The sequence below is a fragment of the Rossellomorea sp. FS2 genome (assembly GCF_047915635.1).
GTDB lineage: Bacteria > Bacillota > Bacilli > Bacillales > Bacillaceae_B > Rossellomorea > Rossellomorea marisflavi_A.
Genome location: NZ_JBLRVS010000025.1, coordinates 1 through 24509, shown reverse-complemented (window position 1 = coordinate 24509; position 24509 = coordinate 1). Strand labels below are relative to the sequence as shown.

22 protein-coding genes are annotated in these 24509 nt (G+C 41.2%); 11 read left to right on the top strand and 11 right to left on the bottom strand.

What is annotated here, in order from left to right; genetic code table 11:
• Positions 1–194 precede the first annotated feature (194 nt).
• Both ACNA6I_RS23215 and ACNA6I_RS23210 read left to right on the top strand, forming a co-directional pair.
• A complete protein-coding gene (locus tag ACNA6I_RS23215; protein WP_416314255.1) occupies positions 195–446 on the top strand; it encodes a hypothetical protein in 252 nt (83 codons plus the stop codon).
• Between the two features lie 76 nt (positions 447–522).
• A complete protein-coding gene (locus tag ACNA6I_RS23210) occupies positions 523–1002 on the top strand; it encodes an STAS domain-containing protein (RefSeq protein ID WP_416314254.1) in 480 nt (159 codons plus the stop codon).
• A 982-nt stretch (positions 1003–1984) separates the two neighbouring features.
• On the opposite strand, the gene ACNA6I_RS23205 is transcribed toward ACNA6I_RS23210, so the two are convergent.
• Positions 1985–2890, bottom strand: coding sequence for an Abi family protein (locus ACNA6I_RS23205; RefSeq protein WP_416314253.1), 906 nt, complete (start codon positions 2888–2890; stop codon positions 1985–1987).
• Between the two features lie 493 nt (positions 2891–3383).
• On the opposite strand from ACNA6I_RS23205, the gene ACNA6I_RS23200 reads away from it, so the two are divergent.
• Positions 3384–4031 (top strand): hypothetical protein, encoded by a 648-nt coding sequence (locus ACNA6I_RS23200; RefSeq protein ID WP_416314252.1) that lies wholly within the window; start codon positions 3384–3386, stop codon positions 4029–4031.
• A gap of 482 nt (positions 4032–4513) precedes the next feature.
• On the top strand, positions 4514–4702 hold the full coding sequence (locus ACNA6I_RS23195) for a hypothetical protein (protein ID WP_416314251.1): 189 nt from the start codon (positions 4514–4516) through the stop codon (positions 4700–4702).
• Between the two features lie 777 nt (positions 4703–5479).
• Here ACNA6I_RS23195 and ACNA6I_RS23190 read toward each other — a convergent pair.
• Positions 5480–7687, bottom strand: a complete 2208-nt coding sequence (locus ACNA6I_RS23190; RefSeq protein WP_416314250.1) for a glycoside hydrolase domain-containing protein — start codon at positions 7685–7687, stop codon at positions 5480–5482.
• Between the two features lie 241 nt (positions 7688–7928).
• Between ACNA6I_RS23190 and ACNA6I_RS23185 the strand changes: the two genes are divergently transcribed.
• The 3 genes from ACNA6I_RS23185 to ACNA6I_RS23175 all read left to right on the top strand — a co-directional run bounded on the left by ACNA6I_RS23185 (position 7929) and on the right by ACNA6I_RS23175 (position 9508).
• Positions 7929–8201, top strand: a complete 273-nt coding sequence (locus ACNA6I_RS23185; RefSeq protein ID WP_416314249.1) for an AbrB/MazE/SpoVT family DNA-binding domain-containing protein — start codon at positions 7929–7931, stop codon at positions 8199–8201.
• A 26-nt stretch (positions 8202–8227) separates the two neighbouring features.
• Complete coding sequence (locus ACNA6I_RS23180; protein ID WP_416314248.1) at positions 8228–8635, top strand: type II toxin-antitoxin system death-on-curing family toxin; 408 nt, start codon at positions 8228–8230, stop codon at positions 8633–8635.
• A 462-nt stretch (positions 8636–9097) separates the two neighbouring features.
• Entirely contained in the window at positions 9098–9508 is a 411-nt protein-coding gene (locus ACNA6I_RS23175; RefSeq protein WP_416314312.1) for a DUF3784 domain-containing protein, read from the top strand.
• Between the two features lie 395 nt (positions 9509–9903).
• Here ACNA6I_RS23175 and ACNA6I_RS23170 read toward each other — a convergent pair whose 3' ends face one another.
• The gene (locus tag ACNA6I_RS23170; protein ID WP_416314247.1) at positions 9904–10422 is read right to left on the bottom strand and encodes a GrpB family protein; all 519 of its coding nucleotides are present in this window, start codon (positions 10420–10422) and stop codon (positions 9904–9906) included.
• Between the two features lie 587 nt (positions 10423–11009).
• Positions 11010–12572 carry a sigma-54 interaction domain-containing protein gene (locus tag ACNA6I_RS23165; RefSeq protein WP_416314246.1) on the bottom strand — a complete coding sequence of 521 codons (1563 nt, stop codon included), beginning with the start codon at positions 12570–12572 and terminating at the stop codon, positions 11010–11012.
• Between the two features lie 396 nt (positions 12573–12968).
• Here ACNA6I_RS23165 and ACNA6I_RS23160 point away from each other — a divergent pair, with 396 nt between their 5' ends.
• The 4 genes from ACNA6I_RS23160 to ACNA6I_RS23145 all read left to right on the top strand — a co-directional run bounded on the left by ACNA6I_RS23160 (position 12969) and on the right by ACNA6I_RS23145 (position 17615).
• Positions 12969–14321, top strand: a complete 1353-nt coding sequence (locus ACNA6I_RS23160; RefSeq protein WP_416314245.1) for an amidase — start codon at positions 12969–12971, stop codon at positions 14319–14321.
• Positions 14311–15738: an aspartate ammonia-lyase gene (gene aspA, locus ACNA6I_RS23155; protein WP_416314244.1), complete on the top strand. Its 1428-nt coding sequence runs from the start codon at positions 14311–14313 to the stop codon at positions 15736–15738. The genes ACNA6I_RS23160 and aspA overlap by 11 nt, the downstream gene beginning before the upstream one ends.
• A gap of 31 nt (positions 15739–15769) precedes the next feature.
• A complete protein-coding gene (locus ACNA6I_RS23150; RefSeq protein ID WP_416314243.1) occupies positions 15770–17017 on the top strand; it encodes an aromatic amino acid transport family protein in 1248 nt (415 codons plus the stop codon).
• Positions 17018–17234: 217 nt separating this feature from the next.
• Positions 17235–17615, top strand: coding sequence for a hypothetical protein (locus tag ACNA6I_RS23145; RefSeq protein WP_416314242.1), 381 nt, complete (start codon positions 17235–17237; stop codon positions 17613–17615).
• A 239-nt stretch (positions 17616–17854) separates the two neighbouring features.
• Here the strand turns inward: ACNA6I_RS23145 and ACNA6I_RS23140 are convergent, their stop codons facing one another.
• The 7 genes from ACNA6I_RS23140 to ACNA6I_RS23110 all read right to left on the bottom strand — a co-directional run bounded on the left by ACNA6I_RS23140 (position 17855) and on the right by ACNA6I_RS23110 (position 24148).
• The gene (locus tag ACNA6I_RS23140) at positions 17855–18394 is read right to left on the bottom strand and encodes a lysostaphin resistance A-like protein (protein ID WP_416314311.1); all 540 of its coding nucleotides are present in this window, start codon (positions 18392–18394) and stop codon (positions 17855–17857) included.
• Positions 18395–19051: 657 nt separating this feature from the next.
• On the bottom strand, positions 19052–19858 hold the full coding sequence (locus ACNA6I_RS23135; protein ID WP_416314241.1) for a PTS system mannose/fructose/sorbose family transporter subunit IID: 807 nt from the start codon (positions 19856–19858) through the stop codon (positions 19052–19054).
• Positions 19859–20641 carry a PTS mannose/fructose/sorbose/N-acetylgalactosamine transporter subunit IIC gene (locus ACNA6I_RS23130; RefSeq protein ID WP_416314240.1) on the bottom strand — a complete coding sequence of 261 codons (783 nt, stop codon included), beginning with the start codon at positions 20639–20641 and terminating at the stop codon, positions 19859–19861.
• Between the two features lie 36 nt (positions 20642–20677).
• Positions 20678–21154 (bottom strand): PTS system mannose/fructose/N-acetylgalactosamine-transporter subunit IIB, encoded by a 477-nt coding sequence (locus tag ACNA6I_RS23125; RefSeq protein WP_416314239.1) that lies wholly within the window; start codon positions 21152–21154, stop codon positions 20678–20680.
• A gap of 19 nt (positions 21155–21173) precedes the next feature.
• A complete protein-coding gene (locus ACNA6I_RS23120) occupies positions 21174–21551 on the bottom strand; it encodes a PTS sugar transporter subunit IIA (protein WP_416314238.1) in 378 nt (125 codons plus the stop codon).
• A gap of 20 nt (positions 21552–21571) precedes the next feature.
• Complete coding sequence (locus ACNA6I_RS23115) at positions 21572–23311, bottom strand: class I mannose-6-phosphate isomerase (RefSeq protein ID WP_416314237.1); 1740 nt, start codon at positions 23309–23311, stop codon at positions 21572–21574.
• 87 nt (positions 23312–23398) lie between these two features.
• Positions 23399–24148 (bottom strand): GntR family transcriptional regulator, encoded by a 750-nt coding sequence (locus ACNA6I_RS23110; protein ID WP_416314236.1) that lies wholly within the window; start codon positions 24146–24148, stop codon positions 23399–23401.
• Positions 24149–24509: the final 361 nt, after the last annotated feature.

Sequence of the window (24509 nt, the reverse complement as noted above, 5' to 3'; positions counted from 1 at the left end):
TTTCGTTTCATCATTTACCTGAAGGCGGCCAAGGAGACCGTCAAGTTTTGTCACAGAACCCATATACGTTCAAATTCGTTTAATGTAGTATTTTCTTTTATGATATTAATTATTCCTTGGCCACATTTATAAGTGTAAACACTCATCTCAATGCTAGAATTAAAAATACCCCTTCCAAGAGAGGATGCAGACCTGTGGACCGAACACAAAATTATAAAGAAGAAATAGCTAAAAAGGTAATATCGTTAAAACATGAACTGATTAGTCAAAAGAATGAGGCGCGTTCACATAAACATGTGCCTATTCAACATTTGCAAAATTGGCGCGAAAACATCATCACCATTTATGCAGCGTCCATTGCTGAAGATTTAGATTCCACCTATGAAACATTAGAAAAGTGGGGAAATGAAGCTGTCCAACGTTGGTTAATGCGAACCTCTCGATAGAAGTTGCATTGGATGAGGTCAGGGACTATCGAAACCTTATTGGAAAAATACTAATGCAAGAAGTAGTAAATATCAATTGACGATCGAACAGTTTTACGACCTAATCTCTAATTTTGACTCGGTAATAGATCGAGCCGTTCAATGGTTAAGTACATCATATACAGAAAGCTATTTCAAACGAATTTATGCGGCAGAAACTACGGCATTAGAATTATCGATTCCAATCATACAGGTCACAGATGTTGTAGGTGTTTTACCTTTAATTGGTGATATTGACACTCAAAGAGCTCAGGAGGTAATGGAAAAAGCTTTAACCAAAAGCAGCGAGTATGCTCTGGAATACTTAGTGATCGATCTATCCGCTGTCGCCATTATTGATACCATGGTCGCAGGCCATGTTTTCAAAGTGGTTGATGCCTTAAAGATGTCAGGCGTCAATTCTATTTTGACAGGTATTCGACCTGAGGTCGCTCAAACGATGATTCATTTAGGAATTGATTTTAGTCATTTAACTATTTCATCCACCTTGAGATCCGCCTTAAAAAAACTTCGTTAAAAGTTAACCGGTTGATGATTTGCGTAACGTTGGAAGATGTTTGAGATGTAAACAAAAACGATTACGTTTACGAAATTGTTTTTGTTTACAATTCTGATTCTCTATTCCGCCTCACGATCATAGGTTTTTGTTTGTCTTTTCTCCTCGCTTGCAGATACTGTTTTACGATGGGGGACACACCCCAAACGCTGTCTGAGGATGTTTTCCAATACAAACATCTTTCGAGTGATCTGTTCATACTCACGGCCTGCTTCCTCTTCCCCCCCCAAAAAGTCCTCTATGTCCTCTTTAGTTAGAACACGATAAATGACATTAAGCGCAAAAGCCCTGATCCGCGCGGAAATTCGTTCATGATTATGCTGAAGCTGATGTGCCCCTAAAATCTTGTCGTAAAACCCGCAGAGAGCGGAAGCAACGTGTCGGAATCAACTGACATTATCCGAAATAAAAGCTCTGGATCCGTCAGGCCGGTTCATTCTTACTGAAAAAGACTACAAGCACCTAAACCGTGTAGAACGCCAACAGGCAAAATTATTGATTCCGCAAGCCCAAAAGGTACCAAATGCTCGAAATGACTTGATGGACAGAACGATACTAAAAACACAAACGAAAACGTTTTTAGTGAATCCACACCCCATATAGCTTTTGGATCCCTGGCCAAACAGCTTAAAAATCAAGCGCTGCTAGGCGCAAGCCAAAGTTTAATGGACTTACTCCCTGGATAGCATTTGGATTCATAATGATCTAACACTCTTGTACGGAAAAAAGGGGATACAACCCAGATCATCAATGAGGGCTTTGGAGGATTGCTTTAGAAAAAGCCAATTGATTATAACAGTAAACTAAAATAGCCCCAGTACACTCTGAAGTGTCCTGGGGCTATTTTTCTTTAGTATTACAAATAGAGATACAGTATCCTGGATTCATCACTGCGGTGAAAACTCAGCTGAAATTAAGAAATATTGCTATAGGTTTCCTTATACTAAGCCTTATTTTTTTGTAATCTCTCCAAAAAGTATTTCCAATTAGAGGGGAATCCTATAGCGTCAAAACTTATATCCTCCTCATATGCGGATATAAGTGCGTCTAGATCCCGTATAAACCTGTCTCCTTCTACCTTAGACAACAATCTTGTTATTATATAGATAGCAGCATATATCTGCTGATTACTAAACTGCCTAGAATCTTCTTTGAATAGTAATGGCTTAAAAGTGAGAGGCTTATTATATAATCGACCATAATGAGCACAGACATTACGGATACTTGATAAGGTTCGAAGCCAACTTTGTATATATCTGTAGGGCACATTATAGTAACGCATAGCTATATGTTTTTTTAAATCAACATTTAAGTTGTAATATAATTTAGATAAAAAGCCAAAAGATGTTACCTCGATTGCCACCCATATTGGAAAAACTCCCCCATAATTTTGAAAGTAGTGCTGTACAAATAGCTCACCCTTACGACTTTTACTAATTAATGAGTCAAGTTCTCCTAAAAAGGAGTGATGGAATTCTTCATCTAGGAAATTTTCTTTGTTTCTATATCCCATTGGACCAACCTTGTGTGCCATTTCATAAGATATATGCGTTCTTAATGCAATTTCAATGGTTTCTAATGTCCCTAGAAGCAATAGTCTAAGACGTCGATCAAACTCGTACAATGATAACATTTTATTAAATGATGCCCCAGGAACATATTCATCCTTGTTCAAACGATCTTGAAGCGTTAGGCCATAAGCAGATAAGCGATAGTAGTTAATACGCTGCAAGATTTTTTCAGCGTATTTAGAATTTTCAACATGTAAATTCCTACTTTTATACAGATCCACTTGTTCACTGTACGTTTTTGGTGGTTTAGTGTTACCTTTATCTTTATCGAGATCCAATTAGTATTATCTCCTTAAAAATACAAAATGACCCACCTTGGTCCGCATTGTTAAGAGGCGTGGTGGGTTCTGTTACCATTATATTATTAGAATTAGCACCATAAGTCAACAGAACTAATTGTATTCATGGGTTGTACTGGATGATGATTCTCATCTCTATCCAACGTTCGAGTCCCTAATAAACAAATTAAAATAGCCTAAGGACACTTCATGCTGTCCTTGGGCTATTCTTTTAATTAGGTAGTCTTTTTACTGGCCTTTGGATATCCGTATTGATCTTTCTTTTTCTTCATCTTCTTAGAATAAGCTGCGAGCTTTTCCTTCGTCATCGCCATACGATCCGTCTCCCTTACGAAAGAGTAGTAGTACAGTTATGTCCAAGTTTGAGAAGATTCATACATACATGCCCCCCGTCCCCCATATACATTCAGTAATCTAGGGACACAAGGACAGTGTCCTAACTTAAACGTAAGAAAATGGAGGGGTCTAGGGAATGGAAATGGTGGAGAAGAAGAGGAAAGTGAGAACTGATAAAAAAAAGGACTGTAAGCCTTCAATTCCCGTTCACTTAAAAGAAACTATCTATAGGTTGTCCTATATCACCAATACGCCGGTCAAAGATGTCGGAGTAGAATTATGTAAACGAGGGATTCTCTCCCGTAAGGTGATGGAGCACTTGATTGGGCACCTCAAACGCTCGATTCGCTTTAAGAATAGCTTGCTGATGGGAGAACTGGATAACCCTGATCACCCGTTTACCGTAAGAGGCAAAGAAAAGAAGGAACGGATCACCCTGAAGTTTGAGCAGGAAGAGGACAATACGTTTGAAAATATCTCTACGCTTGCTTATGGTCTTGCGGTCACCCCAAGTATGGCCACGGCTATTTTGTTAGAGGCCAGCATGACCGAAGCCGACCTGGTCAATGCGTTTGTGGAAGATTATATCGGCACCCAGTTAAATCAGGGTCGGGTGAAGGAGCTGAAGAAAATCCTCCACTACATAAACGAGAACAATCCGTATGGGGAAGAGTTCTCATGGGCCGAATTCTTCGATATGATCTTTGACGAAATTAAAATCAAGGTCGGTAGTACAAACATCAAACGATCCCTCAATCGCTGGATAGATAACAATCTGAAATGAACTAGATCTTCATGGCTAGACCTACCCGTTCTTCGGCTCGTGGGGTACGGCCTGAAAGGCAAAGGGATCAAGAACCTACGGACTGTAGGCGATAGCCGTACAGACCGTGGTTATCGAGCCCTTTAGTGCCACAGCGACACGCACAGGGTGTTGAAAAGCGTTCAGTGCTTTTTTACAGCCTGTCGTGCAGCCGCCGCCATGCTGGATCTTCTACATCCCCTTGTCTAAGAAAAACCCTCCGCCTGAAGGCGGTTCAATAAAGATGGTATTCCTCGATTAGCCCGGGTTTTCAAGGAAACGTACGTATCCTGACATGTTCAACTTGATCCTAAAAATACATGCAAACTCCAAAATAGGGGCTCATTCATGGAGTTTCCCCAGGGGAAACTCCAGGTTTCTCCCTAGGAAACTCCAATTATCCTCATTTTTCATCAGTTCAGATTCATAATAGAATAACCCTACAACCTAAAGGAGGAGTGACCATGGCTTATATTCGGTGTGTTGCATGTGGAAAGAGTTACGAAAGACAAGATGAAGTGGCACTAGACATCGCCCATACGGTCTTACATAAAGAATATCCTGAGAATCCAAAGGGCTTGGAGATCATCGACGAAGGGACATTTGAAGAAATCGTGTTAAGGTATCCGTTCTTTGATGAAAGAAGACTGTAGCTGTTTGCTTTAAAAAAAGTGGTGATCCGAGGATCTTTAGTCAAAGACGCCCGAAACAAGGCGCCAATAAAAAAACGCAAACAACTACACAAACGTATACGTACATGTATTTGTTTGCGTAAATATTTATGTATCAAAACTAGTTATAACAAGATAAATGGCACGTCATCCTATAGATGGTAGAATCAGCTTTACCTTAAATCTTTTAATTTATAGTTGGTTCGTTTACATAATTGAATGCATTTATAAATAACTGTGAAGGAGATAAAGGTAGGTGTTAAAAAAACTCATCAAGTTTCATCTGAAATAAATGGTATAATTCTTCCTAAAGAGAGGTGTTCTTTCTGGAAAGGGAAAATTTGAATATTTTCACAAAATACTCGTTTTTCACAGCCTTAGCTACGGTTATCGTTCTACCGACTTCCTTGTTTATCTCATCCCAAACATCCAACGATAGCGCAGAAACAATTCTGAGAGTCTTTACACTATTAGCATTTTTTGCATCGGTAATAGGGATCCTTTTAAGTATCATTTCATTGTTCAGCAAAGAAAATTTAGCCAAAAGAGTTATAGTATTATTCGTTAATTTATTGCCACTCGGTCTTGTTATCTTTGCATTTGCTATGGAATTTATAGATGAATTTTTCCGGAGTGCTCCTTAAAGAGGTGTAGTATTAATACTGTCCTTATTTGGGCAAAATAAAAAAAGAGACATAAGGTGAGATGTTTATTTCACTTTATGTCTCTTTAACTTTTTAACTAAAAAGTTTTGTCCATTTAGTTTCCTAGTCTACTAAGCTCGTTATATTTTTCAAATGCTTGATAAATGGCATAATTTCTTTCTCCGTATTCAGTTGCTTTGTCACCTGTTCCATTGTATCTTGCCAATGTTGCTTTGATCTCTTCTTCGCTATAATCAAGCATATTTATACTATATCCAAGGAGACCGACAGCTCCCCATTTTAGAACCCAAGCTGCAGTCTCAATATTATAAGATGGATTTGTGTTTAACGCTTCCCAAATCACCCTTAAATGAACAGGGTTGCTTGGATCAAGTATCTGCTCGTCTAGATAACCATTGTAGGCGGCCCATCCTCTTGCTTTGATGGCAGTTGATGCGAATATTTGACAAGGGCCTGTGCTAGAATCGGTTTCCCCACCACCAATGACAAGTAAATCTTTTGCGGTGTCTAAAACATTTTCAACAGAAGACTCCCATGCTAATACAGTTTGAATAAAGGACTTTCTCATTTGAAGTTTTCTCGTCAATCTGGTGATTAAAGCGTCGTAATCAAGAGTTCTTTCCACTGCATCATTTGCACTTCGAAGATAAAAATCAGCTCCTATAACGTCTCCAAATTCTTCTAAAATCCATTTTTGAAACCAGTTCTTCCCTGAATCGACTATTGGGCTAACTTCATTTTGAACGGCATTGATGTAGGGGAATGATAAAGGATAATCTAAATCATCAAGGTATTGACCAGGTGTAACAGAAGATTGGCCTGAATCTCTACCTGAATTAATATTATTGTCAATATTTATCACACCATCACCAGTGCCAATCGTAATGGTAGAAATCTGATCAAAAGACCAGTTTGGAGGAAGAGGATATCCTAAGTTTCCGCTGAATCCAGTAGACATTCCACTTACAAAGGTGTATTCCGTATAACCCGCTTCTTGGGCACGTATTCCAACAGCCCTCGGTCCATAAATTCCGACCTTGTACTTTCCTCCCATAGAAGCAAACTCAGATTTGATTGCAGAAAAGTGAGGGAGAACATTGTTCGTAATTTGGTGCCCTAGAACATCAAAATCAACTGCAAAATAGATGGTGGTACCTTCCTCAAATCCGTACTTTTCAGCTGCAATATAGGCAGCAGTTGCATCGGCAGCTCCTTGTCTTTGATTAAAGTAGGAAGCATCGCCACCATATGTTTGAAAAATAGGGGAAACTGTTAAGCCTGCGGCAAAAATGTTTTCTAGTTCTCCAGGTTGAATCTTTTTATTTAATCCAGTTGCACTCGCATTAGTAAGATAGCGACCCACAGTCTTATAACCAGCGTTTTTTAAGCTTTGAGCTCTTGAAGGTGTAACTTCAGTAATACAGTCACAAGCTGTACCCTTACGATTAGGGTCTCCAGTACTAACCAAAGCAGATAACCAAGTCTGTTTTCCAGCAATTCCGTCAGCATCTAACATAACGAACCGCTGAAAACTCGTTACCGTATCTTTAACAGAAGTATCAAATTGACCATCAAAATCACCCGGGTCAAAATTGTTCACATATAAAGCATATTGTAGTAGTTTTACAAAATTTGTTTTAGAGCTTCCGACACCCAAAGTTGGTAAGAGACTTATGGTTGTCGGTCCAACTGAGCCTGTTTGTGTCCCGGGTGCAATCCCTTCTTCCGTCTGAATACCGTAAATCAAAGCCTTATTTGTTCCCCTTTGGTAGTGTCCATCAGCTGGTTGAACTCCGGAAGTTCTAAAATATTTATAGTTGAGATCCCTTTGCATTTCTCTTATTCTTGGATCTCCATCCATAGTTAGAACATACGCATCCATGGTTAAGAATGCTTTATATACATACCCATACACTTTTCCATCTCGTATAGGGAGTCCGGCATCAGTTTGTAACTTGATGACTGCTGCTTTAGTACCTTCTCCAAATGTTCCAGTAAATCCCCCAGGATTGTAACCCTTGCAGTACATGGCACCCTGAAGAATTTTAACAATGTTTTGCCCCTTTAGATTCGTCGGTACATTCCCAATCTCCATCTCGCCCCAACTCTTATACGCAGCTTCAGTTCCCGAACCAAAATTATCAGCTGTAGAGGTTAACCCCAATTCAAGTTGTAGTGCCCGTGTTAATGAATACATAGTGGACCATCCGGTATTTCCTGTTTCTGGTGCTGGAACAAAACCATTTCTTCCTCCGTAAATCGTGTTCACCCATTGTTGGACTTGTAGAACCATTGCATCCATATTAATTACCTCTTTTCATGATTTGTTAAGTTATAGAGCTTCTCTATAAAGAGGATAAAGTTGAGGATTTCACAACCTTTTCTCAGTTTCACTAGATACACCGACTAAAAAAAGTAGCGCCCTCTCCTTTGTTTTGTAGTAATGGTGTTTATAATGTATAATAGTTATAACGTTATGATTGTAAAATCATATGTACTGTTATGAAATAATCAGAATATGTTAATACTAGGAGGGATTATAGATGGATTTGGCGGTGAAAGAAGTGGAAAGAAAAATCACAAAAATCGGGAATAGCTCTGGCGTCACGTTTCCACCTGAAGTCTTAAAACATTTGAACGTGAAACAAGGCGAGATGGTCGTGTTCGATCTTGAAAAGGATGGAAAGGTTGTGCTTAAAAAGCGCCCTGCTGTAAGTGTAGATGGTTTTGAAGAAATCGATGATGACTTTTTAGAAGGAATGAAGGACTTATTTGGTCGGTATGATAATACCCTCCGTAACCTTGCTGATCGATAAGATGAAAAAGATAAGGGAAGCAACGAATGACTAAATATCTCACTCATAAGCAAGCCATTTTTCTGAACGGCGTGTTGATTAAACGATATTCGCCCAAAGAATTTATAGGCGTCAAAGATGAAAAATTATTGGATAGTGCCATCATGCGCCCACAAAGTTCTGCTTTTGAATCCGATGCGTATCCTACCTTGGAATTGAAGGCGGCAGCGTTGTTTGAGAGTATGGCACAAAACCATTCTTTTCACAATGCCAATAAACGAACAGCCTTCGCATGCTTGTTTCAATTCCTAAGGATGAATGGTTGGATCTTGGACGTTCCGGAAAAAGAAGCTGAAGACATGACCTCCTTTGTTGTAACGGATAAGCCTCCACTACAACACATCGCGGATTGGATTTCGAGCAATCTCATTCCTCATGAAAAAGACCTTTCCTAGTAACGAAGGAAAGGTCTTTTTGCTTTGTGTTAGATTTATGGCCCTAGTCCAATAATCAGCACCCATCGCTAAGTATAGATCCTTTTGAACGGAGACTTTCATTGGGTGAGTTCAAGAAAAAGGCAGTCTCCTGAAAAGCAAATCTTTAAGTGATGGTCTTGAATGTTTCGACACCCGAAGCATGGTATAGGAAACTAATACATCAATAACTATTACACAAACGTTTACGTAATTGTAATGGTTTTTGTTATTAATTACGTTTGAAATTGACTACAAGAGAAAGGGGACCGCAACCACTTCGGCCGATGCTCACTCACCCGGGCTGCCCACTCCCAGTCTTTCATATCAGCAAAAGGCAGATTATACGTAGTTGGTATCAATTATTAGATATTTTTAAACACTGAGGTGATAATGGATAAGTTCAATGATTGTAGAGAGCTGTCTATTTCCAATTTGAAACCTATGATTCATCAAGAGCGTATAGATATTAAAATCTCTGTTGTTTTACCAACAGAAAAAACAGAAAATCTTATAGAAAAGGTGGTAACTGGTTTGGGAGTGGCTGTTCTTATAATTTCAATACCTTTCTTAATTATGGCTATCATACTATCGAAGGGAAAAGGAGCATCAATACTTGCAGGTTACAATACAATGCCTGAGAGTGAAAAGGCCCAGTACGATGAAGTAGCTTTATGCAAGTTTATGGGGAAAATTATGTACGGTATTAGCTTTAGCATTTTATTATTTGCATTGAGTGAGATGTTAGAAAACCAGGTTTTATTTATTTCCGGCCTTATTTTACTTTTATCACTTATTATTTTTGCATTGGGGTATTCCAATACAAGAGACAGATTCAAAAGGAAAGTTTACTGATGATTCAAAGAGGGTTTCACTTTTATATCGAGCACATTCTTATGTGAATGGCCGGTCCACCTCCATTCGGGGAAACAGTTTCCATATTCGATTATGGGTTATGTTTCTGTCCTCTTATTGTAAACTTTGAAAATTAAGCGGGGTCTCGTATGATTTTCGTTTGATCACTAAAAGGAACTCAGCCACAGCAATTAAAGACAATTACGTAAACGTAATTGTTTTTAATTGCGATTTTTTTTTAATAATGGACTCAATTTAAATAGGTAGATTGCTCTCCATTTGGATTAAAGATATTGCTGTAGAAGTCTGCCTTGGCTTTTACAGTCAAGTGATGCATAACCTCTCAGATGGAATCTTGGTATGTTTGGTAGTACCCTATATGTTTGTTTGATGAGTTAACATTTCAGTTCATTTTTAGCCTTATTGATAATCTCTTCAATAAATGGAGCCTTAGCTGAAGTATAAAGTATTCTATCCATAGGGTACTTTTCAGCTAAGTCCTTTTTTAACTGATAATACTGTTTAAGCACTTTTGGATAGTTCCTTAAATAATCCCTGAATAAGAGGTTATTAGTCCAGTACTCACTCGGGTACTGATAAATATGAAAGTGATGTGTGCCTGCTCTCCACTGACCTTTTCTAAAAAAACGTCTAAAAGGGAACTCCTTGTGAAAGACAAATTCATATCCTATCTGGCTTAATGGTTCAATAAATTCGTCAACATCTTTAAGATCCTTTACTCCAGCCATTATATCAATAATAGGTTTTGCGCCTAAACCTTTTACTGCAGTGCTTCCAATATGCTCAATACTGATAATTTTCACACCTAATATATTCTTTATCTTTTTTGCTTCTTTTTCGTATTCTAAAGCCCATTCAGAATTAAACCCTTCAATTATGACTGAATTTTTCATGCTAATACCTCCTTAGTTTAAAGCAATTAATCATACCATTTATATATTCCTTTTTCCTTTATGTTGTATAAGTCTTACTTTTCGTTGACGATCGTGTACATGTCCAAGGGTACCGAGAGTGCGACCACATTTCAGCGAAGAGTTGCGTCACCCTCATGTCTTCTCTTAACAGGGTAACGCCGTGTCTCTAATGGAACCGTTAGGTTCATCACGTCCCTTTACAATGGGGTACCTGCTTTCAGTACACTCGCTGCCTTCAATCATTTAAAATGATTTAAAATACCTTCCCTATCTTGTGATGCTTCGAGATGGATGGTAGTAGAAGAGGAAGCCTCATTACTTACGGTCCCTCAAGCTTCTAGCTTAGCCATTAACTTCCCTAGCACTACCGACCTTCCTTGTTGTTACACTGAGTGGTAACAATGAAGAAGGGGAACCCTCACCCGCCCTGCCTGGGAGCATAATCATAAGGTTCCAGCTTTCACGCAGAAAAGGTGCATACTTTTGGAGAATTCCGAGACAGTTAGCTTGGAGTGAAGACGTTCTTTAGGAAAGCATAGAGCTATCAGTTAGCTTTTGTTTCAATATCATTTTAAATTTAGCCGTTGCAACTTCCGGCTAATAGTGGATTGATTCACCTTCAGTACGTCCGCCATCTGTGATGTTGATGTATATTCTTTTTTTACCATAGACAATAACTGTCTCTCTGCCTCCTCCACACATTCCTTCAATGGAATGATGTGGTTGACCACGACTTTCTCGGAAGGACGGGATCGCTCGTTGAATAAATAATCCTCTATCGTTGCCTGATCAATGACGTCACCCTCTGTTAGAATGACAAGGCGTTCCATGACGTTCCTCAGTTCACGTACGTTACCGGGCCAGTGATATCCTTGCAGTACATTGAGGGCATTCGGGGAAAGTTTCTTGGATTCTGCGTATTTGTGATTGAACTTCTCCAGGAAATGCAAGACCAATCCCGCGAGATCATCCATCCTGTTCCGTAAGGCAGGTACCTTCAACGGCAATACGTTTAAACGGTAGTAAAGATCTTCCCTGAACGTCCCCTCATTCACCATCTGTCCCAGATCCCGATTTGTAGCTGCCACGATCCGAACATCCAAAGAAATGGCCTTAGTTCCTCCGACCCTCCTAAGCTCACGTTCTTGAATGACCCTTAACAGCTTTGCCTGTAAAGGAAGGTAAAGCTCACCGATTTCATCTAAGAACAGGGTACCACCGTTTGCGAGCTCGAACATCCCTTTCTTTTGCTGGACGGCTCCTGAAAAAGCTCCCTTCTCATAACCGAATAGTTCTGACTCCAGTAGTTCTTTAGGAATCGCACCACAGTTCAGTTTGATGAACGGCTTCTCTGATCGGGGGCTGAACGCATGGATGTGATCAGCAATCAGCTCCTTCCCAACACCGGTTTCTCCCTGGATCAGAACTGGGGAATCTACTCTTGCCACCCTGCTGGCAGTCGTCAAAACCCTTTCCATCTCCAAGCTATATGAAACGAGGGTTTTTTTGTCGCTTTCCCTCTTCCTCAGTTCATCCAGTTCTGCTTTGTACTGATCCACCAATGCGCGCATCTCGCTTAATTCTGTCTGAAGCTCACTTAGTTCAGTGATGTCCTTCGACACATTGACAACGCGAATAATGTTTCCATTTTGATCCTTGATAGGCGTTCCGATCACCTTCAATTTCTTCCCCGTTTGAGTCGTTTGAACAACCGAAACGACTTCCTTCTTTTCAAGGACTAGCCGGGTGATGGAAGGGGTAAAGACACCTTCATTCTCAAAATCAAAAACCTTTCGACCGATGAGTTCATGCTCTTCCTTTCCCCACAGTTCTTTACAAGCTGAACTGACACGCAAAGTGACACCGTTATGATCAGAAACATAAATGACGTCATACGTGTTATCAAAGAGTGCCTTCAGATCTTCGCCAATCTCTTGATCATTCCTATCCGCAACTCCCACATAGGCTTCTTCCTCTTCTAAAAAGCAGGATACCCCATAGAAAGATCGCTCTTGATAAATTGGATAGTGTGTGGCTACAAACCTTTTCTCCTTGATCTGTATGATGGTCTTACCGGGATTTTCACTTTTGTAGAAATATTTATCGGTACTGTCCGTTAATCTACCCATGCAGGCGGTGGTGTGATCTATTATGAAGAGCTTCTCTTTTGCTAGGTCATTGGCAAATTGAACTTTCCCATGATGATCTATCAAAAGGAAAGCACACCCCATAGACCCAAGTGCTGATGTTAATACCCTCTCAAGATTCTGTTCCATAATTTCACACTCCATTTCATTGAGTAGACACCCGTCCGGTAAGTTTAAATTCAGTATCTATGCATTTTCGCATTAATTCCATGCGATCTTGCAATTAATTCTACTAGATTGAGAATAAAACAACAACACATCTTCTTCATAATCACGTTTTAAACTTGGCACGATTTTTGCTAAGTAAATAATGCGAGACTATAAAATGAAGGGGGAAACCATCACTTGTCAATTGTTCATCCAAGGAGTGAATCGACCATGAGAAATAATTCAATTAACAAATTGGGTTCGATTGAAGAATCCATACGGCAGACACTTACAACGATATTTTATAACCAACATAAGACGAATAGCTTCATTACAGTAAATGAAGAAGCGTTAATGATTGCAAAGGTCCTGGATCAAGAGCTTCAGGCAGGGAAGCTCTTGAGCGACTTCCACGGTAAACCGGTGGCCATTAAAGATCTCATTCACACAAATGGGATAGAGACAACAATGGGATCTAAGATTTATGAAAACTTCTTCCCGGATGAAGATGCGACTATTATACGCTCATTAAAAGGTGCAGGAGCCATCGTTATCGGTAAGACACATACCCATGAACTGGCTTATGGACCTTTGGGAGACCGATCTTTTGTGGGCCCCTGCTTCAATCCTCACAATCCACGTAAAATCACCGGTGGATCAAGCAGTGGATCTGCCGCAGCTGTTGGTGCCGGTTTGGTTGATTACGCCATCGGAACGGACACAGGTGGTTCCATCCGAATTCCAGCCTCTGCATGTGGAGTCGTTGGCATGAAACCGACCTTTGGATTGGTGAGTAAAAAAGGTGTACAGGATCTTGCCTACTCCCTTGATCATGTAGGTCCCATTACATCTACCGTTTTAGATAACGCAAAACTGCTGAACGTATTGGCCGGTTTCGATTCAGGGGATCCCTACTCTCTAATGATCAAGGCTAAAGATTACACCTCTTTGATTGGCAACGATATCAAGGACAAAGTTATTGGTGTCCCCTTCCATCTTCTGGATCCGATCCAAGACGAGGTGAAAGAATCCTTTGGTAAAGCCATTAAGATGTTGAAAGATCTTGGCGCGATTGTAAAGGAAGTAACAATTAAACACCTTGATGAAATCAAGTGGGCGCAGGAAATCACTATTCAAGCTGAGGCTGCTGAAATCCACAAAGAGAATTTTGAAAACCATAAAGACCTTATGGACTCCGAGGTGTATGAAAGACTATCAGCGAGTCGCAATGTGAAGGCGTATGAGTATATCCGGGCCCAACAGATCAGAAGTCGACTCACATCCAGATATAACAAGATATTTGAAGAGGTCAGCATCCTGTTCTTACCCACCTTGCCCATCCTGCCACCAGACATCGGTCAGAGAGAGATCATACTGAACGGAGAAACAAAATCTGTACGTCAATTGCTCTTATCCCTTACCTCGCCAACCAATTTGACCGGTAACCCATCCTTGTCAATACCGGGTGAACCTTCCCGTCAAGGACTGCCAATCGGGCTCCAGTTAATATCAAAACATGGAAATGAGGAAGTACTCTATCAATTCGCCCATGCATTAGAAAGGAAGATCAAAGATGGACGTTAAGACTGTCGATACTCGAATTGAAGAAGATTTTCTCGGAATTAAAGAAGTGCCAGTAGAAGCCTACTATGGTATCCAAACATTAAGGGCCGTAGAAAACTTCCCAATCACCGGATACAGGATTCATGAAGCCTTGATTAAAGCTTTGGCAAGTGTGAAGAAGGCAGCTGCTCTTTCCAATGTGAAGGTGAAACGACTAAAGCAAAGGACAGGTCAAGCTATCGCGCAAGCAGCCCAGGAGGTCATCGATGGGGAATGGAATGATGAATTCATCGTCGACCCCATCCAAGGTGGGGCAGGCACCTCAATGAACATGAACACCAATGAAGTCATCGCCAATCGCGCACTGGAGATCCTTGGCTACGAGAAAGGCCAGTATCAGTACGTCAGTCCCAATAGTCATGTCAATATGGCTCAGTCAACGAACGATGTTTTTCCGACGGCGATACACCTTTCAACCCTATCCCTTCTGGAGAACTTGATCGACTCTATTTCACGAATGCAAGATGCCTTCCATCAAAAAGCGGAAGAATTCGATCATATCATCAAAATGGGGCGTACTCATCTGCAGGATGCCGTCCCGATCCGCTTGGGCCAGGAATTTGAATCTTACAGCAGGGTCATCCAGCGTGATTTGAAAAGGATTGAGCGTTCAAGACAGCATCTGTATGAGATCAATATCGGAGCCACAGCAGTCGGAACCGGGCTGAACGCCAACCCCCTTTATATTGAGAGTGTATTGGAATACCTAAGAGACATTACTGGGCTGCCTCTGCTACATTCCGAGCACCTCGTGGATGCCACTCAGAACACTGATGCCTACACAGAGGTCTCCGCAGCCTTGAAGGTCTGCATGATGAACATGTCCAAGATTGCAAACGATCTGCGCCTCATGTCATCAGGACCAAGAGCAGGCTTGGCAGAAATCTCTCTCCCTTCCCGCCAACCGGGGTCGTCGATCATGCCTGGGAAAGTGAACCCAGTTATGCCGGAGATGATCAATCAGGTAGCGTTTCAAGTAATAGGAAATGATCACACCATCTGCATGGCCTCTGAAGCCGGACAATTGGAATTGAACGTCATGGAGCCTGTGCTCGTATTTAACTTGATCCAATCCATCAGCATCATGAACAATGCCTTCCGTTCTTTCACTGATTTCTGCTTGGTTGGCATCGAAGCTAATGAATCACACATGAAGGAATACGTCGAGCAGAGCATTGGAATCATCACAGCCGTCAACCCGCATATTGGGTACGAAAAGGCAGCTAGGATCGCTAGGGAAGCAACCCAAAGCGGACAGTCCGTCAGGGATTTATGCATTAAGCATGGATTGCTGTCAGCCGAAGAGCTGAAGCTCATCCTCGATCCGTACGAGATGACCCACCCAGGAATTGCAGGTGAAGGATTGTTGAAGGATTGAATGCCCATCAAAAAAATAAGGAGTTGAACTCATGTCCAATTTACAAGCGCAACAAGTAGACCAGTCTAGCCAACCTCCAGGTGCACTCAAGCATACCAATCTGAAATTAATTGAAGGAGTCGCCATCATCGTAGGGGCCGATGTAGGTGCAGGAATCCTGAGCTTGGCCTTCGGTGCCCGCAATGCCGGATTCCCGGTGCTCCTCTTTTGGATCATCCTGGCCGGTACACTGACCACAATCTCGATGTTATACATCGCCGAAACCTCCCTTCGGACGAAAAAAAGCCTGCAATTGAGCGGTCTGGCAGAGAAGTACGTCGGAAAAGTTGGGTCCTGGATCATGTTCTTATCCGTTTTGACGAATTCACTAGGGGCCTTGATCGCCTACACGGCGGGAAGCGGCAATATCCTTGCCGAATTCTTCAATATCCCTCCTAGTCTCGGAAGCATCATCTTCTTCATCCCGGCCGTGGTTGTCATCTGGTTCGGTCTGAAAGCGACAGGAGTGGCGGAGAATATCATCATCTTCGGCATGGCCGGACTCGTCTTGATCCTAGTCATCGCTTCATTCCTTGCACCACAATTCGAAGGAAAGTTCTTGATCTACTCCGACGTCCGATTTGCGATTCCGATCTTCAGCTTAACGATCTTCGCATTCTTGGCACAGTACACCGTCCCTGAATTGGCAAGGGGATATTCGTCCAAAGAAAACGTCAAGAACCTCCCTCGGGCCATCATCATTGGAATGGTCATTTCCGGGATTTTCATGGCCGTCATTCCAATGGCTGCCCTGGGCTTGACAGGTCCTGACAACGTTACCGAAGTCGTGACCGTTGCTTGGGCTGATGCGCTCGGAAGCTGGGCATTCTTCACTGCTAATGGATTTGCCCTGTTGGCCATGCTGACTTCCTTCTGGGCAATCGGAGGAAGCTTCCTGACCAACATCGTCGATCAGTTTAAATTCCCTTCTGAATGGGATAAAAAATACCGGTTCCTTTCATTGTCATTCGTCGCGGTACCTCCATTTGTAATCGCTTACAGTGGAGTCATTGGATTCGTTGATGCCATCTCCATTGCCGGGGCATTTGCCGGTGTTGTCATGGCCATTCTTCCCGTCATGATGATTAATAAAGCAAGGAAGGTCAATGAAAAGGAACCTGAATGGACATGTGGAAGACTGGCCCACCCGGCCATTCAGGCCACCCTGATCATTTTGTTTACGGGTGCAGCTGTCTACACGTTCCTTGGACTTCTTGATGTCCTTCCTAAGGGGTGGTAACGACGCCATAGTTAAAATGCACATTGATAAAAGGTACTGGCCTATTGCCAGTACCTTTCTTGATAAAGTGGATCTCCTTCATTTAACTTCGCTAATTAGGTGATTGTGAAAGCTGGCTATTCTTAATGAATAAAACCTATGATATGCTTTTAATATCAGAAAATTAAAACTAAAACAAAATCAGTATTCCATTTCACAGGAATTATTGGAGGTGTACATGAAAAGAAAAGTAATGATATCCATTATTTTAACCTTGCTTTGTTTTACAGGTTATTCAATGTTCTATAATGGTTTTTTTAGTGTTGAAGAAATAAGAATCGAAGATGGCCTTAAGACAACTAACAATGAGACAATCGGAGCCATTACAGGAATACTAAATAGGGCAAATAAAATAAAACACACACATTATTCACTGACGGTTGAACCAACTTATAAAATCCAGTTAGTGTATAAGGACAGAAATAAAGAAATTTTATATTTTTACGAAAGCTTTGATAAAAATGAGACCCTTATTGCTACTGATCGTAGCAACAACTATTATAAAATAAATGAAAAACAAACAAAGAAAATTATCCATCTATTATTAACAACTAAATGACTTACTTTAATGGATAAGGGAACCCTAAAAAAGTTTTAGTGTTCCCTTTTACTAAGTTGTATGAACGCTATTAACATCAATGAACTCGTTCAAAAAAACCTTCAGGATATTATTTATTATTAGATAGTTCGGTTTTTGTAGGAAAAACTGAAAATAACAATCGAATTCACACTGTAAATAAAACAGGAAAACACGAAGAAAAGCTCAAAGTTAAATACAACTCTGAGTTTTTTGATAGGTTAAAATATCCAGCCGTTAAAAACCATACCTAAATTTATAATGAAATGAAAGGCTATTGCTGGGTATATGCTATTGGTTTTTAAAACTACCATTGCATAGAAAAGTCCTCCTAACGAAAAGAGCAAACTCATTATAAAAGGAATACCTATTGATATATGCAAGAGACCAAAACCAATACTGGTAGTTAGAACGGAAAAAATAGTCGATACATTTCTTTTTAAACTAGATAACATTAATCCTCTCCACAAAAACTCTTCCAGAAAAGCGTTTATGATGGAGAAAAATATTCCATATGTCACGAATAGTTTTGTATAGCTTATATCTTCCAAGAACAATAAAGGTATAAAGATTGTAGTTGAGCCAATTAGTCCAAAAAATAAAAAATATGATATCCTAATCGAATGAGATGGGAACACTATGTGTTTCTTCCAATCTGGCAATGTTGTGAAAAGGAACACTTTTTGCTTGGATAACAAAATCGAAGTCAATATTCCACATATTATAAGCAAGAGTAAACCTCTGTTTATAATAATTTTCATTTTTTTGGATATATCCCAGTCAGTAAAATAATCGTTTACTAGTTGAAACATGAACGTCCCTATTAAAAAGGATATAAACAAGGAGACAGTTGAACGATATTTAGAGGTTGAAATGTAGATAACAAGAAAGAATACGACTGTGAACATTCCCCAAACAAACAACCTGTACGAAAAAAGAACAATACCGAAAAAAAATAAACTTGCCAAAAATATGAGTAATACATCTACCTTAAAGCCTTTTATATATAATCCCTCCAATTGCGACCTGATATTTGGATTTATGATAATGGTCCGAAAACGGAACAATTACAATGTCCCTTAAGTAATTTTAACACAAATTGCCTATTATCTTTATTTCTCCAAATTTTACGAAAATCTACATGCCATATGTAATAACAGAGCGACAATTACTGTTGTCATTCTATTGGTTGGTATGTTATTTCAGGAATGATATCAGTAAGAACCCCTATAGAGCAGTAAAAATCGAGTAGAAATCTCTGCGATTTCGTACTCGATTTCCAATGCTACGTTTCTCCACGTTATCTGAACAACTAAGTATATTATTGAAGACTACATAAGCACTTACCCAGTTAGGCTCTTAATAAAGTAAGAGAATCTGTCACCCATAAGGAATGCACTTACACATGGTTAATTCAGTTAAAATATGCCCACCAACACACCGACAACTGAAATAGCAATTAAAATGATCAGTACTTTCGTTGCTGCCATCTTTCGCTTAGCAATAAGATACCAGCACAGGAAAACAGCAATCAATCCCAAGAGACCCGGAAAAAATCCATCGAGTGTTTCTTGCAGGATCATGGAGTCCTTACCGTTCGGAATTTCAACCGTCGTCTTGAGCTGAACAAAAGATGCTGCCAGCCCCCCGATTACCATAATTCCTAATAGGTTGAATGCTTCCCTCAATCTACCTGAACCCTCACCCACAATTGAATCAATGGAGGTGACACCAAATGAATAACCCCTCATGAACAAGAAGTACGACAGCCATCCTACAATGCCGACATACCCCAGCATATAGAGCAAAACCCCAATGGGGCTTCCATCCGATGACAAGGCCATACCTATAGATAGAAGCACTGGAATGAGGATCCCTTGGATTGTGGAATCACCAATACCAGACAACGGTCCCATTGTGCTTGTTTTCACACTGACAAAGAGCTCATCATCGATTTTCTTGCCATTAGCCCTCTCTTCTTCCATCGACGCCGTAATTCCGACAATGACGCTACCCACTTGTGGTTCAACGTTAAAAAACGTAGAGTGACGTTCCAACGCTTTCTTATACTCATCGGTATCATGTTTGTACAGCTTTTTTAATATAGGAATCATCGCGTGTGCAAATCCATGGGCTTCCAGCTTTTCAAAACTCATGGAAGACAAGTGATACATCGCCCAGTTCAACCATGATTTCTTAAGATCTTTCTTCTCTAACTTCGGCACCTAGATCACCTCGTCCTCTTCTAAGTTTGAGTTCCCATCCGATCGTTCCATAGATACATAAAAAAGGTAAGCAACCAAGAGTGAGAAGATAGTCAATGCAATCATATTCTTAGTAAGGAAAACTATGAACGCAAAACCAGCCAAGAAAAAGATGAAGTGGGATTTCTCCCTAATCAGCAGATTCATCAATAAGGCGATACCGAGTGCAGGCAGAAGTCCTCCCAAAACGTTCATTATCTGGGTAACCTGTTCAGGTACCAATAGTAGGAATTGTTCGACGAACCCTTCTCCGAAATAGATGGCTAACCCGACAGGAATAACCCTTAAAACAAAGTTGACCAATTGAGGATAGATGGCATTACTTCTGATAATTCCTGCTGCATCGCCTTCTAAAGCAGCTCTCTCTGCACGCCGATTCCATCCAGAATTGAGGACCATCATCAGATTGTGCAAAAATAACCCCAATACACCAATACCGACGGATAACGTCACGGTTACTCCCGGTGAGGCATCAGCCAACATCCCAAGTGCGATTCCCCCATATGCGGCATACGTGACTTCTTGATTTTGCGTACCTCCCGTGGAGATAGTCGCGATGAACGCCGCCTGTACGGCCACCCCCAGGATGATACCTGTCGACACATCCCCAAGGATGATACCTATCACTAGACCTGCAACCAGCGGTCGACCGATGGTATAATAACCACCTGTCACCCCGAGGAGCCAAGGGGACGAAACCGATCCAAGATAACAAAACACCCCGATCATTAATGCTTGTATCAATAGTAAACCATCCAACTTCATTCACTCCTTCGTCAACTAGTTGATGCTTCCCCATCGGTAGGGCGTCTCCTCAGGAACCAGTTGGAATGTAATGTCCATACCTTTTTCATCCAAGTAATCAAATGCATGCCGTTCTTCCACCGTTACAGCTACATTCTTTCCTATCGTATCAGCTCCTGGCCTTGCACTCATGGGTCCGACATTCACTTGTCCTCCAAACTCCGCCCCCGATTCACTCAATCGCTGTAGCGTAACAGGCGATCGTACAATCACAAAATAACTATTCTTTGCCTGTACGGCCTTACCGATCTTTTCAATTCCTTCTTCCACCGTATAGATTCCTACCTTTACATTCCTCGGTGCTGCATGACTGAAAATCTTTTTCTGCATAGGATCATTTGCAATGGCATCGTCGATGACCAGTATCCCATGGCATTCCTTCATTCTCGTCCATCTAGTAATGATCTGTCCGTGTATCACTCGATCGTCTATTCGTACAAAACTAATTGGCATGCTTATATCCCCCTGTACATTAATCTGTTATTGATTGGATACCGATTGTGATGGCTTCCCCTGCAAGCTCGTGAATGCCCTTATCAAGAATCAAAGAGAGTTCGATAAGCAATGGCAAATTCACTCCAGCAACCACCTTTATGCGCTCAGGGTGGGTGAACATCTGCTTGAGAGCAGTGTTATAAGGAGTCCCTCCTTTTAAATCACATAAAATCATGATCCCTTCGTATTTCTCCAGTAGCTTCTCAACTTGTTTTTCCATCAACATGCTGAATGACTCTACTCCATCTTTCAATGCAATAGGAAAGATATGATTAGATTCTCCCATGATCATCGTGTATGAATCTTTCAACCCGATTGCGAAATTTCCATGGGCGGTAACCATAACTGCATTCATTTAATCAGCTCCTTTCTTTATTAAATACGGACGCTTGCTTTGATGGTGGCGAGCGTCTCTCCTTCGGAACGGCCATATGGCCGGATCGTATAACGTTTCACATTAGCTGGTACAATGAAGGTCTCCCCATAATGAATAACGTAAGGATTAAATGAACCGTCAGGACTCTCCACGATGGCCTCTTGGCCTTCGACAAGATTCAGCATATTAACGCTACCGTCCGTTGAGTGCGTGACGGATCCTGAGAACCAATGCCTCCTGGTTTCAATGAATTCCCTCTCATGGAGGCCGGTCCTTTCTTCCACCCAACCATCTCCCTTACCTACTTCTTCAATGCGATTGAGAAGCTGATCCTGAACCCATGCCGTATCTCGTTCCCAATCCACTACGCTCATGCCATGTTCTAGGTGAACCGGTCTCGGCTTACCATCCATTCCCAAGCGTCCCCAGTCCCAAAGCTTAAACGTGAAGATATAAGGAGTAGCACTGATCTCTAGCACGACCGTGTCCCGTCCTGAGCAGTGGATTGTTCCAGCGGGAATGAGGATATGGTCATGCTTTTTCACTTGGAAACGATTGATGTAAGCTTCATCTCGAAACTCGCTCCCTCCGGCATTTGCCTGTTGAAGCTCTTCCTCCATTGCGTTAGGATCAACGCCCTCCTTCACCCCTAGGTAAACGACTGCGGCCTCTTTGGCATCCAACATATAATAGCTCTCATCCTGCGTATAATGCATACCGAAACGATCTTGAATATACTCCGTGACAGGATGAACCTGGAGGCTAAGATTCTGCCCTCCCATCGTATCTAGAAAGTCGAATCGAATCGGGAACTCATCACCGAATCTCGCATGGACACGATCACCGAGCAATTCGACGGGATGACGATATACCAGGTTCACTGCTGGCATCGAAATTCTTATATCACCGAATCGCATCTGAACGCTATTTTCCTCCGGTACTCCGTCAAAGCTCCACGCATAATTCTCCGAATCGGGGTCAAGTTCGAATCTCTCTTTCATCCATTGCCCCCCCCACACTCCAGGAGCAAAATAAGGAACGAGCCTGAACGGACCGGTAAGCGCTTTCTTCATTCCCCACCTAAAAAGCTCTCCAGTCACCATCTTTGGATCTTCTTTAAGCGACGTATCCAGCAGGAAATCAATTTCATCAAATAAAGTTTTTTTATGCCGGTCAGCGACCCTCCATTCAAAGAAGTATCCACGTTTGAATTTCTTTAACATGTCTTCTTCAAGATCAACTGATTTCCAGTTGTTCAAGCCCTCCTCACTGAACCTTCGCTGGATTTCCCATCGTGTCATGTCGGCGTAGACGAGAACATCAGGCTGGTGCACGATATGTGCACCGACACCGTAGATAATAACCAATCCGTTTGATTGTTCGATCTTACCCCTCGCTTTAGCAAGTAATCCCTCATCAAAAAATTCTCGCAACCTATGATGAGACATGACGCCGAACACCCTATCATCTGTCAGATTCCTTGAGATCATCGCCTCAATTTCCTCACTATCCAATGTTAAATCATCTGAGTAAATAGTGACGGCCTCTGAAAACCTCCCGATCAAGCGTTGTTCCAACTCACTGACATTTACTCCTGGATAGCAATCCAACGTAAGGATCACTCGTCCCCGCCCATTTGAAACTTTTTCTAAAATGGCATCGCAAATGGCGTCATAGCCCTGAAATGCTCCCTGTCCCGTATCGTTTACGAATATTTCAGGGTTCTTGTCATACATCATTTTTGCACATCCTCCGAACTAATGTAGTAATGTTGTATTGTTATAACATTTAATTTAATTCTATTTCTTTTTTCTGAAATTTTCAACTTAATTTTTCCCGCCGACTAGTTCAATATGATATCGATAATCTTCACCAATGTAGTAGCATTCAGAATATTCCGTGTACAATCCTTCCGTGTCCTCTGCCTTCCTTACCCTTTTCAGGATCGGTGTCTCTTGTTGAATCCCCAATGCTTCAGCAATCGCCTTCTCCGGAAGGGTAGCCTCTAAATATTCCTTAATTGTTGTTACGCAGATTCCTTTTCCTTCCAACAATGTATAGAAAGAACCCATATACTCAGCCGGGTCTTCCGGGAATGCTCCCTGTCCAGTCCACCATGTCCTCGAATAAAAGGGTCTTGTACCCGGACTTTTGCGAAGTCTAGAGAGCATGTATACAGTAGATTCTGGGTCAGCCCCAAGTAATTGTGATAGCGTTTTGTCTGCCTTGATTCGTTTAACTTCGGCTTGATAGGTATGGACTTCCTGGCCCATTTCATTTAATTCATAAATGGAACTCTTCACATAGGTATTATAATCCTTACCTTCTACGTGTTCATGATCTAACACGAAGGTCCCCTTCGCCCTATGGCGGACAAGATATTTTTCCCAAACCAATTCATTTATAGCATCTCTCACCGTTGTTCGACTGACATCATAGATGGAACAAAGCTCGAGCTCGGACGTAATCTTATCTCCAGGCATCCAGGTCCCATCATCTATTTTCTTTTTCAATTCATTTTTCAGCTGTATATACAAAGGAGGAGCATCTTTTCCGGTATGCAATTTCCTTGTCATATGGTTCACCTTCTTTTCATTTGATTTGTTACCTACTGACATAGAAGCGTTTAAAACTATTCCCATTGTATTATACAGAATGAAACTCATCAATCAGGAAAAACCCTCACATCATAGGCCTCATTTTTGAACAATCGGAGATTAGGGTGCGGTAAATAAAGAGGGTCAAAGTTGCATATGCAACCTTGACCCTCTTCTTTGTCCAATTGTTCTTGTACGGACACCTTTCTGAAAATCTCTCAGGTGCCATCTACTCTAAATGTTATGTTACTTAAGATCAACGAGCTGTTTAACGAACTTTGGCAGTACAAAGCTGGCATGATGAAGCTCTGGAGTATAGTACTTCGTATCGAATTCCGGC

Excerpts from the sequence above, each read along its gene's own strand:
- ACNA6I_RS23200 (WP_416314252.1), top strand. The coding sequence starts at position 3,384 with ATGGAAATGGTGGAGAAGAAGAGGAAAGTGAGAACTGATAAAAAAAAG.
- ACNA6I_RS23195 (WP_416314251.1), top strand. The coding sequence starts at position 4,514 with ATGGCTTATATTCGGTGTGTTGCATGTGGAAAGAGTTACGAAAGACAA.
- ACNA6I_RS23190 (WP_416314250.1), bottom strand. The coding sequence starts at position 7,687 with ATGGATGCAATGGTTCTACAAGTCCAACAATGGGTGAACACGATTTAC.
- ACNA6I_RS23185 (WP_416314249.1), top strand. The coding sequence starts at position 7,929 with ATGGATTTGGCGGTGAAAGAAGTGGAAAGAAAAATCACAAAAATCGGG.
- ACNA6I_RS23180 (WP_416314248.1), top strand. The coding sequence starts at position 8,228 with ATGACTAAATATCTCACTCATAAGCAAGCCATTTTTCTGAACGGCGTG.
- ACNA6I_RS23175 (WP_416314312.1), top strand. The coding sequence starts at position 9,098 with ATGATTCATCAAGAGCGTATAGATATTAAAATCTCTGTTGTTTTACCA.
- ACNA6I_RS23170 (WP_416314247.1), bottom strand. The coding sequence starts at position 10,422 with ATGAAAAATTCAGTCATAATTGAAGGGTTTAATTCTGAATGGGCTTTA.
- ACNA6I_RS23165 (WP_416314246.1), bottom strand. The coding sequence starts at position 12,572 with ATGGGTAGATTAACGGACAGTACCGATAAATATTTCTACAAAAGTGAA.
- ACNA6I_RS23160 (WP_416314245.1), top strand. The coding sequence starts at position 12,969 with ATGAGAAATAATTCAATTAACAAATTGGGTTCGATTGAAGAATCCATA.
- aspA (WP_416314244.1), top strand. The coding sequence starts at position 14,311 with ATGGACGTTAAGACTGTCGATACTCGAATTGAAGAAGATTTTCTCGGA.
- ACNA6I_RS23150 (WP_416314243.1), top strand. The coding sequence starts at position 15,770 with ATGTCCAATTTACAAGCGCAACAAGTAGACCAGTCTAGCCAACCTCCA.
- ACNA6I_RS23145 (WP_416314242.1), top strand. The coding sequence starts at position 17,235 with ATGAAAAGAAAAGTAATGATATCCATTATTTTAACCTTGCTTTGTTTT.
- ACNA6I_RS23140 (WP_416314311.1), bottom strand. The coding sequence starts at position 18,394 with ATGAAAATTATTATAAACAGAGGTTTACTCTTGCTTATAATATGTGGA.
- ACNA6I_RS23125 (WP_416314239.1), bottom strand. The coding sequence starts at position 21,154 with ATGCCAATTAGTTTTGTACGAATAGACGATCGAGTGATACACGGACAG.
- ACNA6I_RS23120 (WP_416314238.1), bottom strand. The coding sequence starts at position 21,551 with ATGAATGCAGTTATGGTTACCGCCCATGGAAATTTCGCAATCGGGTTG.
- ACNA6I_RS23115 (WP_416314237.1), bottom strand. The coding sequence starts at position 23,311 with ATGATGTATGACAAGAACCCTGAAATATTCGTAAACGATACGGGACAG.
- ACNA6I_RS23110 (WP_416314236.1), bottom strand. The coding sequence starts at position 24,148 with ATGACAAGGAAATTGCATACCGGAAAAGATGCTCCTCCTTTGTATATA.